We start from the raw sequence: 13,800 nt of genomic DNA on the forward strand, positions 1-13,800 counted from the left end.
TACGGGCGGTTGTAATGTAGGGATTTTGTCAGGGATTCCTGCTAGAATCGCTCGATTGAAATATGAGGTGATAAGATCATGGTTCAGGCGAAATGGAACGGCGCGGTAATCGCGGAAAGCGATGATACGGTGGTCGTGGAAGGCAATCATTATTTCCCGCGCGAAGCGGTCTGGTCGAAATATCTGATGCACAGCGATACCACCAGCCATTGTCCCTGGAAGGGCGATGCATCCTATCATTCGCTGATCGTCGAGGGTGAGATCAACGAAGACGCCGCCTGGTATTATCCGTCGCCAAAAACGGCGGCTGCTGAAATCGCAGGACGGATCGCGTTCTGGAACGGCGTCGAGGTCAGCTGATCATGAGCGTCCGGATGGCCCTACATTCGCTATTCATAATGATATTGGCTGGTTGCAGCGTACAGGCGGCACGGGGCGGAAATTCGGAGATGCGCGTGGCTACACTGAGCGGAGGTCCGCCGATCATCATCGCTCATCGCGGCGCCAGTGGTGAGCGGCCGGAACATACGCTGGCTGCCTATCAACTGGCGATCGAGCAGGGCGCGGATTTCATCGAACCCGATCTGGTGCTGACCAAGGACGGCATTTTGGTGGTGCGGCACGAAAATGAGATCAGCGAAACCACCGATGTCGCCGACAAGCCGGAATTTGCCGGTCGCAAGACGATCAAGATGATCGACGGCACCCGCCAGGAGGGCTGGTTCACCGAAGATTTTACGCTCGCTGAGATAAAGACACTCAGGGCAAAGGAGCGCCTGCCCGAACTGCGCGAAGCAAACAGCCGCTATGATGGTCAATTCGAAGTCCCGACTTTTGAAGAGGTCCTGCAATTGCTCGAAGCGCATGCTGCTGAAAGTGGCAAACGGGTCGGCGTCTATCCGGAGACCAAGCATCCGAGCTATTTCAAGGGCCTGGGGCTGGGCCATGACGAGCCTTTGCTCGGGCTGCTGAACCAATATGGCTACAGCGGCAAGGATGATCCGGTCTTCATCCAGTCGTTCGAGGTTGGCAATCTGAAGGCGCTGAACAAGGAAACGGACGTTCGGCTGGTGCAGCTGGTTGCCAGCGAAGGTGGGCCAGTGGATCAGCAGGCGCTGACCTACGCCATGATGGTTACAGCTGGGGGCTTGAAGGAAATTGCCGGCTATGCCGATGGGTTGGGGCCGTCAAAAGATCTGGTGATCAGCCGCAATGCCATCGGTCAGCTGAGCGCTCCTACCGGACTGGTTGCGGCGGCGCATCAGGTGGGTCTGGTCGTCCACCCATGGACATTCCGCCGCGAGAATTATTTCCAGCCGACCGATTTCAAGAGCGGCATCGATCCGCGCGACCCGGGCGATCTGCAAGGTGAAATCCGGGCGTTCATCGCTGCGGGCGTCGATGGTTTGTTCAGCGATAATCCGGCTCAGGCGGTATCCGCAGCTAAATAGTGGCGGCGGGTGGTGACGGCGTAAATCAATATTGAGACGACCATCAAGGCGGCACCCAGAATGAAGGGCGCGCCGGGGAAATAGAGGCCTTCTTTATCGGCATAAGCCCCGAATACGCCGGTCATCACCACCGGCCCGATGATCGAGGTCAGGCTGATCGTGCTGGCAATCGACCCCTGCAATTCACCCTGGGCATCCTCGCTGATCCGGCTGCTCATCATCTGTTGCATTGCCGGAAAGGCGAAGCCGCTGGCGGCACCGACGATGATCCCCAGAAACACGAACCAGTCATTCGGCGCGAATGCGAAGATCAGATAGGCGGGTATTCCGAACAGCAAGCCGAACTGGCCAGCGCGCCTTTCGCCCAGCTTCCTGATCAATGGCCCGGTCAATATGCCCTGGACCAGCGCCAGCAATATGCCGAACAGGGCGACGCTCAGCCCGATTTTCAAGATGGTCCAGTCGAACCGTTCGATCAGCCAATAGGCCCAAATCGCAATCTGCGCCTGTGCCGCCAGCTGGAGCACGAATATGGTCGACAGAAAGCCGAGGACGAGCGGCGTTTTGCTCATCTGGAAGATGCTGCCCATCGGATTTGCCCGGGTGATTGAAAAGGGCCGGCGCTTCTGCTTCGGCAGCGTTTCCTGCAAGATCACGAAGCCGACGGCCGTCCCGACCAGCGCAAGAATCGAGGCGGCGATAAACGGCAGCCGTTCGCCATATTCGCCGAGCACGCCGCCGATGCCGGGGCCGAGGACAAAGCCCATCGCGCCGGCGCCGCCCAATATACCGAAATATTTGCCGCGCTCGGCCGGTGATGTCACATCGGCAACGCAGCTATTGGCCGCAGCCCAGCTCGCACCCATGATCCCCGACAATATCCGGCCGATGAACAGCCAGACCAATGTCGGCGCCCAGGCCATGATTGCATAGTCGAGTCCGAGCAGAAACAGCGTGACCAGCAACACCGGCCGGCGCCCGAACCGGTCGCTCAGGCCGCCAATGACCGGGGCGAACAGGAATTGCATCATCGCATAGGCGAATAACAGCCAGCCGCCGATTTCGGCGGCGCGATCGATTGTCGTGCCGGTGATTCCCTCGATGAGGGCAGGCATGACGGGCAGGATCAGACCGATGCCCATCATGTCGATAAACACGATGAAGGCGACAAACAGCAAAATGGACTCTGGCTTGCGGGCCACAGGCATGAATATTTCCAATAGATGGAGATCAGATTTTGGTGAGTCGCGAGACGGAAGAAGTGTGCCGCAATGTTATTTGCAAGGCAATGGACAATCGCGGCAACAGGATACTGGTCTTATCCGCCAAGTGGGGCTAAACATCTTTCATGTCCACAACCTTCAAACTCGATACCTCCACCAGTCGCGCCAATCCCCGGCCACAGCCGATGCGGCGCCTGTCTGTTCCGAAAATCCAGACCCGCAAGGTCGACGGTGTGACGGCGGAGCCGGTGGTCATGCTGACCGCCTATACTGCGCGGACGGCGCAATTGCTCGACGCGCATTGCGATATGCTGCTGGTCGGCGATTCGCTGGCGCAGGTGATCTACGGTCTCGATTCGACGATTCCGGTCACACTCGACATGATGTGCAACCATGGTGCAGCGGTGGTCCGGGGCAGCTATCACAGCGTTGTCGTCGTCGACATGCCGTTCGGATCCTATGAAGCGTCGCCGGAAAAAGCTTATGAAAGCGCCGCCCATATCCTGAAGGAAACCGGAGCGGCTGCAGTCAAGCTCGAGGGCGGTGAAGTGATGGCGGAGACCGTCGCTTTTCTGGTCCAGCGGGGCATTCCTGTAGTCGGCCATGTCGGCCTGACCCCGCAAGCTATCAACGTGCTGGGAGGCTATGCCGCGCGCGGTCGCAGTGACGCGGAAGCAAAGAAGATTGTCGGCGATGCGGTTGCTCTGGACAAGGCTGGCGCCTTTGCGATTGTGCTGGAAGGTGTGCTCGAACCAATTGCGATCGAAGCGACCAAGGCGGTGGATGCCATCACCATCGGCATTGGCGCATCGGCGCAATGCGACGGTCAGGTGCTGGTCACCGAGGATATGCTTGGCATGTTTGACCGCACCGCTCGCTTCGTAAAACGCTATCACAATATTGCCGAGCAGATCGATCAGGCCGCGCAGCAATATGCCGGAGAGGTCAGAGAGCGCAGCTTTCCGGGACCGGACCAGCTCTATCAGCCGAAAAAATAGCGAGATTTCCACATTTGGCCGATCGGCCGTTCAGCCTGTGGAAATGGTCAATAGACTTTTACATTTGCTATTGTGGACGCTAAAGGACAGCCGATTGCAATGCGCCTTCGTCTGACCGGCGGATGCGGCACGCGAAACAGATTTGAGGAAGCCACATTGGCCAAAGACAAAGATAAAGCACCAGAAGAGCAGACGGATCGTTCGGAACAGGTGTTCCTGCGCGAAGTTGACGAAGCCGTGCGTGAAGATCAGCTGAAAAATTTCGCTGCCCGTTACGGGCTATGGATTTTTGCGGCGGTTGTCATTGGTCTGGGCTCGCTGGCTGGTTGGATATTTTATCAAAACAGCCAGAATGAAGATTCGGGCCTCCGCAGCGAGGAATATGTCGCTGCTATCGACAGCATCCGCCAGAATAATCTTGATGGTGCAGCGACAGCGCTCGAGCCCCTGATGGAAGCGAAGCAGGACGGGTATCGCGCCGCAGCACAATTGCTGCAGGCCAATATCGCGCTTGAGAAAAATGATCCGAAAAAAGCGATCGAAGGTTATGGCAAGGTTGCTGCCGACGACAGTCTGCCAAAGCCTTTTCGCGATCTGGCGCTGATCCGCCAGACCGCCGCGGAATTTGATGCGCTCAAGCCCCAGCAAGTGATCGACCGGCTGAAGCCGCTCGCAGTACCGGGCAACCCCTGGTTCGGCAGCGCTGGTGAAATGGTCGCAATTTCTTATCTGAATTTGAAAAAGTCCAATCTGGCTGGCCCGCTTTTTGCCCAGCTTGCGAAAGATGAAAGTGTCCCGGCCACAATCCGGTCGCGTGCCTTGCAGATGGCGGGTGTCGAAGGCATTGACGCTGTCGTTTTGGACAGTGATGATAAAAAAGTAACACCGCTTGATACGGATGTGGCTGAGGGAGAATCCAAGGAATGATTTCCGGTAAGAAACTGATCGCCAGCGTGCTGGCCCTTTCCTTGTTGTCTGGCTGCGGCATTTTGGGTGGCGGCGATGGCGAAGACAAGAAGAACACACCGACGCTCGGCAAGCGTACTCCGATTTTGAGCGGGGAAAGCGGTGCGGAAGTTGATCCGGCCCTTGCCTCGATTGCTGTGATTCTGCCCGCACCGGTTGCCAATAGCGAATGGGCGCAATCTGGCGGCAACGCGAGCAAATCAATCGGCAACGTTGCCCTTGAAGGCAATCTTGCAAGAGTCTGGACTGCAAATATCAGCGGTACCAACAAGCGTGAACGGCTGGCAGCAGCTCCTGTGGTATCCGGTGGACGGCTCTTTGTCACAGACACGCAAGCAATGGTCCATGCCTTTGACGCAGCGACCGGCGCAAAAATCTGGTCGACCCAGATCGAAGTCGAGGGCGATGGCGAATCGTCGCGTTTTGGCGGCGGAGCCAGCGTGTTTGATAAAATCGTCTATGCGACCAATGGCGTCGGCGATGTCGTCGCGCTCAACGTGGCGGACGGTAGCCAGATCTGGAAAGTTCGTCCGGCGGGTCCCCTGCGCGGCTCGCCAACGATTTCCAACGGCAATGTCTATGTGATGACGCAGGACAATCAAATCTACGCGCTCAACATGCTCGATGGATCGGTGCAGTGGAACGAAGCGGGCACAGTTGGTCTGGCGGGTATTTTCGGCGTAGCCGCTCCTGCGGCCGGGCAAGGCACGATTGTGGCCGGCTATTCCTCGGGCGAATTGACAGCCTATCGCTATGAAAATGGCCGCAATTTGTGGAATGATGCGCTTGCACGAACGAGCATTTCGACCTCGGTGGCGACGCTTTCCGATATCGATGCGGACCCGGTGATCGATCGCGGCCGCGTCTTCGCGCTGGGCCAAGGCGGCCGTATGGCAGCCTATGAACTGGTTACCGGCCAGCGGATCTGGGAATTGAATATTGCCGGGATCACGACGCCGGTTGTGGCGGGCGAATGGGTGTTCGTGCTGACCGATGATGCGAAGCTGCTGTGTATCGCCCGGCCGAATGGCAAGGTTCGCTGGATCAGCCAGCTTGCTTCCTTCAAGAATGAAGAGAAGAAGAAGAATCCGATCAACTGGACGGGGCCGATATTGGCTGGCAATCGTCTGATTGTGGCCAGCACCGAAGGCGATGTCGTTTCGATTTCTCCCGGTGAGGGATCGAGCCAGACGCTGTTCGAACTGGACGATGGCGTTTCGCTGCCGCCGATAGTTGCAGGCGGCATGTTATATATTCTCGACGACAGTGGCCGGATTTCCGCGTTCCGCTGAGACTCAGAAGCAAAGGACAGGGACCGGCTTTATGCTGCCCAATATCGCAATCATCGGTCGACCGAATGTCGGCAAATCAACGCTGTTCAACCGTCTGGTTGGCAAGAAGCTGGCGCTCGTCGACGACACGCCCGGGGTCACGCGTGACCGGCGCGAAGGGGCGGCCAATCTGCTTGGGCTCGAGTTCAACGTCGTCGACACCGCGGGCTATGAAAACGAGGATGCCAAGAGTCTGCCGGGACGGATGCGCAAGCAGACCGAACTGGCTGTCAGCGGCGCGGAACTGGCGATATTCGTGATCGATGGCCGTGCTGGCCTCACTCCGCTTGATGAAGAAATTGCCCGTTGGCTGAGAAGCTCGAAAACGCCGGTTGTCCTGCTGGTCAACAAGGCCGAGGGCAAAGCGGCGGAATCCGGAATATTGGAAAGCTATGCGCTTGGTTTTGGTGATCCCATTCCATTCAGCGCGGAACATGGCGACGGCATGGCTGACCTGTTTCAGGCGATCCAGCCTTATGTCGAGAATTTCAAGGCTGCCGCATCCGAAGACCCTACCGACGAATCCGCGCCGCTCAAGTTGGCTATCGTTGGCCGCCCCAATGCGGGCAAGTCGACCCTGATCAACAAGATGCTGGATGAAGACCGGCTGATTACCGGTCCGGAAGCGGGTATCACGCGCGACAGTATCACGGTGGACTGGGTCTGGCATGATGATGCGCTGACCGAGGACGAGAAGCTCGACGGTATAGAGCCTGATCGCCAGGTTCGTCTGATCGACACTGCCGGGATGCGCAAGCGGGCCAAGGTCAATGACAAGCTGGAAAAGCTGGCCGTTGCCGACGCCCGGCACGCGGTCGATTTTGCCGAAGTGGTGGTGCTGTTGCTCGATGCGACCAAGGGTCTTGAGGCGCAGGATCTGCGCATCGCCGACCATGTCATTCAGGAAGGCCGTTGCCTGGTCATCGCGATCAACAAATGGGATGTTGCAGAAGGCCCAAGCAAATTGTTCAACGGCATCCGTGCGGCGCTGAATGACGGACTGGCGCAGGTGCGTGACGTACCTCTGATCGCCGTGTCGGCTTTTACCGGCAAGGGCATTGATCAGATGATGAAAGCCGCGTTCGAGGTTCGCCGGATATGGTCGCAGCGGGTTTCTACCGGCAAGCTCAACCGCTGGTTCGAAGATGCGATTACCGAAAATCCTCCCCCAGCGCCAGGCGGCAAGCGGATCAAGTTGCGCTATATCACGCAGGCCAAGACGCGACCGCCCTCTTTCGTCATTTTCGGGACTCGAGTCGATGATCTGCCGGAAAGCTATCGCCGCTATCTGATCAACGGTATCCGCCGGGAACTTGGCTTTGGCGGTGTGCCGGTGCGTCTTATCATCCGGGCTCCCAAAAACCCTTATCACGAAAAAGAGTGATGTTTCCGTCGCTTGGTGACGCCTGCCGCGGATAGCGGCTATTGATGTCACGCATGGTAACTAAGTTTTTACGGATTTTACCCTAGGCTCTGCAAGAATAGCGGATTTTCGTTATTATTTTCCGGGAGCGTTCGATGGCGACATTGGATAGCGAATTGATTGATTGGACGGTTTGGGCCGAAACGCGATCCGCGCTTGGCCCGAATTATGTGCGCATACTCGGCTATTTCCGCGAAGATGGCACCCGATCGGTTAAGGAAATTGAAGAAGCCATGCGCGCGAGCGATCCGGCAGCGATGGTTCTCGCCGCGCACAGGCTCAAGGGAGAGGCGCTGCAACTCGGCGCTTTGCAGCTAAGCCTTACTGCTGAAACGATCGAAATGACCGCCCGCGCCTGCCTCGAACATCACGAGACACCGGAGGAAATACTCGAAATGGTGGTGGCTCTGCGGCCGATGTTCCGGGAAACTCTGGCAATATTGGAGCAGGACGCCAGCCCCTTGGTCCAGCAACGTCAGCCCTTAGGCTTTGGTCGCCGGTTCGGCTGATTCCGCTGTTACCGGCCTATTCGACCGATTTTGACTGCAACTGGATGTAATTCTCGATCCCCATCCGTTCGATCATGTCAAATTGCTGTTCGAGGGAATCGACATGATCTTCTTCGCTTTCCAGGATTTCGGCGAACAGATCGCGGCTGACATAGTCGCGCACGCTCTCGCAATGTTCGATGGCATCCTTGAGCATCGGTAGCGCCTCATATTCCAGTTCCAGATCGGCCTTGAGGATTTCCTCGACCGTTTCGCCGATTTTCAACCGGCCCAGCAACTGGAAATTGGGTAATCCGTCGAGGAAAAAAATCCGCTCGGCCAATTTGTCGGCGTGCTTCATCTCATCAATCGATTCGTGCCGTTCGAATTCGGCCAATTTGGTCACGCCCCAATTGTCGAGCATGCGATAGTGCAGCCAATATTGGTTGATTGCGGTGAGTTCGTTTTTCAGAGCTTCATTGAGAAACTCGATGACTTTTGTATCGCCCTTCATGGCAGCGTCCTTCCCGACGTTCAGTAAATCTGTTGGGAAAGTCTATACAGCAACGTCGCGTGAAGCGAAAGGGCGTCGTTTATAGAAAACGCAATTATTTCAATGATTTGCTAACGAGAATGCTAAGCGGTCGCAAGTTGGGATTTGATTATCGTCTGGGCAAAAGCAAGGCATTGTCCGCATTTCGGCTTGCGGCCGAGCTGGGCATAGACCTGAGACGGGCGATCCGCACCGCTGCGCACGGCGGCTCTCAGGTCTTTTTCCTTAATCGCATTGCAAACGCAAACAACCATTTCGGTTCCTCTCTGCGACTCGTATATCGCTAATGAGAATAGATCGCAATAGCAAAATAACAATATACAGACTGTCCCCATCTTTAAAATATTAGTTACACCGGCTCATGGTTTGAGCACGAGGTTGGTGATGCGTAGAATATTTGGTTCCCTTGTCCCAGTGGCGCTGATCCTGGCGTCGATGCCGGCCACTGCTGCGAATGTGCCTGAAGCCACGCAGCCAATGGTTGAAAGTGAAGAGACGGGAAAGGCGACTGCTCCGAAACTTTCGCCGATCGTGGAATTTTGGCAGTTTGTGCAATCGGAAATAGCGGAGGAACTGCAAGAGTTTCGAGAGCCTGTTGAAACCGAATTTCGCGCTGGATTGGTTCCGACGGGTGAAGCGGAAGCAGACTGGAAAACCAAGGGTGTGGACCTGCGCGGACATATCGAGTCCTTGCCTGGGGGCATCGCCAATAACGCTCTGTTGACCCTTGGAGAGGTGCCCTCGCTAGAGTTTTACGGCAAAATCCCTGCCGATATTCTTGCCGGTTGGGAGTTGATTCTAGCGGGACCGAAAGCTGTGAGCCCGTCCGAAGCTAAGGGCGGCATTTTTGTTGCCATCAGTCCGAACCATGTTGTTTTCCAGGCGGATGATGAAATACAGACGGGCAATGCCCGTTGCATGAAATCTGCTGTTGAAAGGGCATCGGATTATGTGACCGTATATCGATATTCCGCTACCCCGTTTGATCCGGACAGCGATGCCTCTCTGGAAGCAGAGGCGGAGGCGATCGTCATGTACAATATGGTTGGCGGTCTCAGCTCGCCGGTACTCTGTTCGATAATCCAGCGCGAGAAGGACGGCCATTTGCTGAGCTTGATATATACGCCCGACGGACGACCGCTAGGGCAGATGAACGATGAGAAGGATCAATTGCAGATTGTCTCGCGGTTCGATCTGTACGAGCAGTTAAACGCCAATTACATCAGCGTGCTCACCGATGATGAACCATCGAGTCCGGCAGAAGCGGCCAGCGATTCCTCATGACAGGCGCATCGGTTGCGGCTGACCCTTTGCCAGGCTTCTCCACAGCCACTCGAGCGGCCCATAGCGAAAGCGCGTCAGCCATGGTTTGGCCCAGAACAGCATAAGGGCCCACGCGCCGAGTACGAACAGTTGCAATTCGAACCGGCCAAACCGTTCGAAATATCCCAGACCCCAGCCATAGAAGATGAATGTCATGACGATGCTGGTGCCCAGATAATTGGAAAAGGCGGCACGGCCTGCCGCCGCGACGCGCTGCAACATCGGACTGTTTTGGAAGCGCTGGATGATCAGGATCAGCAGCGCGACATAGCCGATGATCATCAGCAGGCGAGGCAAGGTTGACCATGCCTGCGTGATGTTCATCATCCAGATCGTGTTGAAATCCTGTAGGTAGGCGATCCCGGCGAGGATGGTGAAACAAGGAATGGCAATCGCCATCATCTGCCATCCGATTTTCCAGTAGGTTTCGCGGTCTGCCTGTCCGAGAATGAAGCCGTTTTTGTATAGCCCCATACCGATCATCATCAGCGGAATCGTCTCGATTGGGCCAAGCATGAGATTCTGCAATGGCGTAGTCCATTGCTCGACTAGCTTGTAGTTCAGGATCTCTGAGAAGCCGCCCTGGAGCCGTGCTGTTTCCGCTGCGACATCGGCCGGCAATGTACCCATTTCTGCATATATTTTGGCAATCTCGTCCAGCACGTCTTGCGGCGGATTGGCTTGGCCTGCCTGCTGCAGGAGAAGCAGCATTGATGCGAGGCTTGTGATCAGCAAGATCGCGCCAATTGCATAAACGATGACACCCCATTTGATCAGCCGTTCTCCGCTCCAGTTGCGAAACAGAAACAATATGCAGCCGGAGCCTGCGTAGAGAAACAATATGTCGCCCATCCAGAGAAAGAAAAAATGGGAGAGACCGAACAAGGCAAGCCAGAACATCCGTGAGAAATGAACTTTTGCAGCCGATTGGCCGCTGGCGATGGCGCGTTCGATTACCAGCGCGGTGCTGGCACCGAACAGCAGCGAGAACAGCCCGCGCATCTTGCCGTCAAACAGGATGAAATTCGCAGCCCAGCTGCCGATATCGAGATCAGACACATGGCTCGAGACCAGCGGATTGACAAAGGCCATTTCCGGCTGGGCAAAAGCGGCAATATTGATCGCCAAAATGCCCATCACGGCGAAGCCGCGCAGCGCGTCCATTTCCAGATAGCGTTGTGACGCGCTCATTCTATTACTCCCACTGTATTAGTAAGGCACTACAGCCAAGAGGAAATGGCGTCCAGCGGTTTCTTGATCGTTGCGTGGACCGGAATTGTGGCGTTGGGGGCCGGTTTGCCGACGACCAATACCATCATCGGTTTTTCGTTGGCCGGACGATCGCAGACTTGGTTCAGGAACTTCATCGGATTGGGCGTGTGAGTGAGGGTAGCGAGCCCGGCGTCGTGAAGGGCGGTGATCAGCATGCCGGTGGCGATGCCGACGCTCTCGTTGACATAGTAATTCTGCTTCATCTCGCCGGGGTTCATGCCGCCCTTGCGCTGACCGAAAATGACGATCAGATAGGGCGCGGTTTCGAGAAACGGTTTGTCGGCATCGGTACCGAGCGGTGCCAGCGCCTCCAGCCATTCGTCGCTGCCCTTGTTATCGTAAAAGGCGCGCTCCTCTTCCTCGGCGGCTGCGCGCAGGGCTTTCTTCTTCTCCGCTGTTTCGATCACGGCGAAATGCCAGGGTTGGTGATTGGCGCCATTGGGGGCGGTGCCGGCGGCCAGGATCGCATTTTCGATCACCGCACGGGGAATTGCCTCATCGGTAAAATAGCGGCAGGTCCGGCGGGTTTTCAGCGCCCGATAAAAAGCCTCTGACCGGGCGATGCGCTCTGCATCGGAATAGTCGGGCAGTGTAGTATAGGGCAGGGTGTCGTGCGGTTTCAAATTCTGGTCTCCCGCGTCAAAGGTTGCAGCCTTGCAAAGCATTTTTACAGGCTGAGATGGCAGGGCAATCCGGATAGCGCAGCCAACCATCGCAGGAAAGCTTCTATCCTCTATTGACATAGATGTTAATAGTTGTCAGATATAGCCCATGAAAATTAGCCATGACTTCTCCGCGCCAAGTGATTCGGAAATGCCGTTTGTTCATCCCGATCGTCCGGCAGCCCGCTTTCGTCCCCTGAAAGCGCTTCATCATTTTCGCGAACTGATCAAGGACAAGGAAGACACCTCGCAGGTGTTTCATATCTTTGAATCCCTGCCGCGCCCCGGATTCCGCCAAGATGCCAAGGCGTTTGTCGAAAGCGACAAGGGCAAGGCGTTGCTGGAAAGCGAGCCGGAACTCGCGGCCTTGCTCGACGATCATGATCGTCTGCGGCAAATGCCGGCGGGCAGTCTGGCCCATGCCTATTGCGACTTCATGGAAAAGGAAGGCCTGAGCGCTGCAGGACTGATCGCCGAATATGATGAGTTCAGCCCGCGCAAATATGGCGATCTGGTCGAATGGTATGGTTTCCGTCAGCGCGACACCCATGATCTGCTCCACGTGCTGACCGGCTATGGCCGTGATGCGCTGGGCGAAGCCTGCGTGCTGGCCTTTACCTATGGTCAGAACCCGTCATTGGGTAATGTCTTTATCGCTTATGCGGCCGGTCTGAACATGAAGAAACAGGTCAAGAGCGACGCACCGATATTCAGCGCGATCCGCGAAGGCCAGAAAATGGGCAAGGCTTGTCCCAAGATCAATGAGGAATCGATCACCGATCTGCTCGCCCAGCCGCTGGACGAATTGCGCGAGCGCCTGCACATCAAGCCACCGCATTTCTATCATGAAGCGCATGCGAAATTCCGGGCCGGAAATGTCGACCCCTATGATATGCTGGTGCAGACGGCCTGAATAGATTTTCTCCCTGTACCGCAGCTATGGGGAGGTGGGCCGCGAAGCGGCTCGGAAGGGGCAAGGCGCGCCAGTAACCCTCCACCATCCTCCGGATGGTCCCCCTCCCCGAAGCTCCGCTTCAGGGAGGATTTAGCAGCGCAATTGCTTGCGGATCACCAGCTTCAGTCCCGACCAGATCTCGTCCACGGCACAGACCTTGATATCGACAAAGCCAATCGGCAGCGCGACTTCGCGGATCGTGTCTTCGGTGATGTCGGTTTCCACTTTCGAGACCTTTTTTGGCCAGCTCACCCAGACCTGTCCCGCGGGATCGATCATCTCGCGCAGGGTGGCGAGATGCCGTTTCATTTCTTCCCGATTCGTCACGAAAATATGGGCTGCGTGCAAGCCGGGGGTCGGGACTTTTTCTTCAGACAGAGTGACGCCGCTTTCGTCTATCTGGGTCTGAGCGCTGTCCGGCATATCCAGAAACCAGACGCGCATGCCGTCCTTGAGGGAAAGTTTTTTTGCCAGCGGGGTCCCGGAATATCCTGAGGTCATGATGCTCATCCTTTCGCGTTTTCATCAATAACGCGCGCCGGGATGATTGGTTACAAGGTCTGGGTGAGACAATCATCGCCTTCTGAAGGGCAAGAGTGAGGAACAGCGCGAGCCATCGCCCCTCCGTCATCTGCCTTCGCCAAGGCTTCGGCAGATGCCACCTCCCCATGCCTGCGGCACAGGGAGGATGATATTCCCGCACCATTTTCCTCCCTGTTGCGCAGCAATGGGGAGGTGTCAGCCTGAAAGGCTGACGGAGGGGCTTAGCGCAAGCTCTGAATATATCGCAATATGCGATCGGCGACATCTGCCGGATCATCCAGGACTTCCTGCGCTGATATCCTGATGGTTTCGACACCCTTTTGAGACAGGGCCCAGTCGCGCCGCTCGTCGCGCTCGGGGCGACATCCCATATCGTGGGTCATACCGTCGACTTCGATGCCCAGTTTTGCCGATGGACAGTAGAAATCCAGTATATAGCAGCCGATAGGGTGCTGACGACGGAATTTGATGCCGGTGGGCCTCTGCCGCAAGATTTGCCAAAGCATGACCTCGGGTTTGCTCATGGTCTTGCGCAATTGCCTCGCCTTCAGGATAGTTGCTCTGGTTGTTCGTGCCATAACCCCTCCGACCTGCTGCGCAGGCCACCTCCCC

The 13,800-nt window shown here is 56.5% G+C and carries 16 protein-coding genes; 9 read left to right on the forward strand and 7 right to left on the reverse strand.

The features are described from left to right. The first annotated feature begins 78 nt into the window (after positions 1-78). Together AZE99_RS02325 and AZE99_RS02330 are read left to right on the forward strand one after the other, a co-directional pair. Positions 79-360, forward strand: a complete 282-nt coding sequence (locus tag AZE99_RS02325) for a DUF427 domain-containing protein (RefSeq protein ID WP_067197763.1) — start codon at positions 79-81, stop codon at positions 358-360. An 89-nt stretch (positions 361-449) separates the two neighbouring features. Continuing rightward, complete coding sequence (locus tag AZE99_RS02330; protein WP_082788198.1) at positions 450-1,451, forward strand: glycerophosphodiester phosphodiesterase; 1,002 nt, start codon at positions 450-452, stop codon at positions 1,449-1,451. Here AZE99_RS02330 and AZE99_RS02335 read toward each other — a convergent pair. Then, positions 1,427-2,659: a TCR/Tet family MFS transporter gene (locus tag AZE99_RS02335; RefSeq protein ID WP_067197765.1), complete on the reverse strand. Its 1,233-nt coding sequence runs from the start codon at positions 2,657-2,659 to the stop codon at positions 1,427-1,429. The genes AZE99_RS02330 and AZE99_RS02335 overlap by 25 nt on opposite strands. Before the next feature lie 140 nt (positions 2,660-2,799). On the opposite strand from AZE99_RS02335, the gene panB reads away from it, so the two are divergent. The 5 genes from panB (at position 2,800) to AZE99_RS02360 (ending at position 7,901) form a co-directional block, all read left to right on the forward strand. Beyond that, positions 2,800-3,672 carry a 3-methyl-2-oxobutanoate hydroxymethyltransferase gene (panB, locus tag AZE99_RS02340; RefSeq protein WP_067197767.1) on the forward strand — a complete coding sequence of 291 codons (873 nt, stop codon included), beginning with the start codon at positions 2,800-2,802 and terminating at the stop codon, positions 3,670-3,672. A 156-nt stretch (positions 3,673-3,828) separates the two neighbouring features. Further along, a complete protein-coding gene (locus tag AZE99_RS02345) occupies positions 3,829-4,599 on the forward strand; it encodes a tetratricopeptide repeat protein (RefSeq protein WP_067203193.1) in 771 nt (256 codons plus the stop codon). Then, a complete protein-coding gene (locus AZE99_RS02350; RefSeq protein ID WP_067197769.1) occupies positions 4,596-5,930 on the forward strand; it encodes an outer membrane protein assembly factor BamB family protein in 1,335 nt (444 codons plus the stop codon). The genes AZE99_RS02345 and AZE99_RS02350 overlap by 4 nt, the downstream gene beginning before the upstream one ends. Positions 5,931-5,961: 31 nt before the next feature. Beyond that, a complete protein-coding gene (gene der, locus AZE99_RS02355) occupies positions 5,962-7,353 on the forward strand; it encodes a ribosome biogenesis GTPase Der (RefSeq protein ID WP_067197770.1) in 1,392 nt (463 codons plus the stop codon). A 134-nt stretch (positions 7,354-7,487) separates the two neighbouring features. Continuing rightward, complete coding sequence (locus tag AZE99_RS02360; protein WP_067197772.1) at positions 7,488-7,901, forward strand: Hpt domain-containing protein; 414 nt, start codon at positions 7,488-7,490, stop codon at positions 7,899-7,901. 16 nt (positions 7,902-7,917) lie between these two features. Here the strand turns inward: AZE99_RS02360 and bfr are convergent, their stop codons facing one another. Further along, positions 7,918-8,394, reverse strand: coding sequence for a bacterioferritin (gene bfr, locus AZE99_RS02365; RefSeq protein ID WP_067197774.1), 477 nt, complete (start codon positions 8,392-8,394; stop codon positions 7,918-7,920). A gap of 122 nt (positions 8,395-8,516) precedes the next feature. Continuing rightward, positions 8,517-8,687 carry a (2Fe-2S)-binding protein gene (locus tag AZE99_RS15880; RefSeq protein WP_082788199.1) on the reverse strand — a complete coding sequence of 57 codons (171 nt, stop codon included), beginning with the start codon at positions 8,685-8,687 and terminating at the stop codon, positions 8,517-8,519. 130 nt (positions 8,688-8,817) lie between these two features. On the opposite strand from AZE99_RS15880, the gene AZE99_RS02375 reads away from it, so the two are divergent. Then, positions 8,818-9,717, forward strand: coding sequence for a hypothetical protein (locus tag AZE99_RS02375; protein WP_156472066.1), 900 nt, complete (start codon positions 8,818-8,820; stop codon positions 9,715-9,717). Here AZE99_RS02375 and AZE99_RS02380 read toward each other — a convergent pair. Together AZE99_RS02380 and AZE99_RS02385 are read right to left on the reverse strand one after the other, a co-directional pair. Further along, the gene (locus AZE99_RS02380) at positions 9,712-10,947 is read right to left on the reverse strand and encodes a DUF418 domain-containing protein (RefSeq protein ID WP_067197779.1); all 1,236 of its coding nucleotides are present in this window, start codon (positions 10,945-10,947) and stop codon (positions 9,712-9,714) included. The two genes, AZE99_RS02375 and AZE99_RS02380, sit on opposite strands and share 6 nt — an antisense overlap. 29 nt (positions 10,948-10,976) lie before the next feature. Further along, positions 10,977-11,651 (reverse strand): nitroreductase family protein, encoded by a 675-nt coding sequence (locus AZE99_RS02385; protein ID WP_067203195.1) that lies wholly within the window; start codon positions 11,649-11,651, stop codon positions 10,977-10,979. Between the two features lie 148 nt (positions 11,652-11,799). Between AZE99_RS02385 and AZE99_RS02390 the strand changes: the two genes are divergently transcribed. Beyond that, positions 11,800-12,603, forward strand: coding sequence for a Coq4 family protein (locus tag AZE99_RS02390; protein ID WP_067197781.1), 804 nt, complete (start codon positions 11,800-11,802; stop codon positions 12,601-12,603). A gap of 132 nt (positions 12,604-12,735) precedes the next feature. Here AZE99_RS02390 and AZE99_RS02395 read toward each other — a convergent pair whose 3' ends face one another. Further along, entirely contained in the window at positions 12,736-13,146 is a 411-nt protein-coding gene (locus tag AZE99_RS02395; protein ID WP_067203197.1) for a DUF3052 family protein, read from the reverse strand. Positions 13,147-13,409: 263 nt separating this feature from the next. Next, a complete protein-coding gene (locus AZE99_RS02400; protein ID WP_067197784.1) occupies positions 13,410-13,766 on the reverse strand; it encodes an endonuclease domain-containing protein in 357 nt (118 codons plus the stop codon). Between the last annotated feature and the right edge of the window lie 34 nt (positions 13,767-13,800).

This window comes from Sphingorhabdus sp. M41 (assembly GCF_001586275.1).
Taxonomy (GTDB): domain Bacteria; phylum Pseudomonadota; class Alphaproteobacteria; order Sphingomonadales; family Sphingomonadaceae; genus Parasphingorhabdus.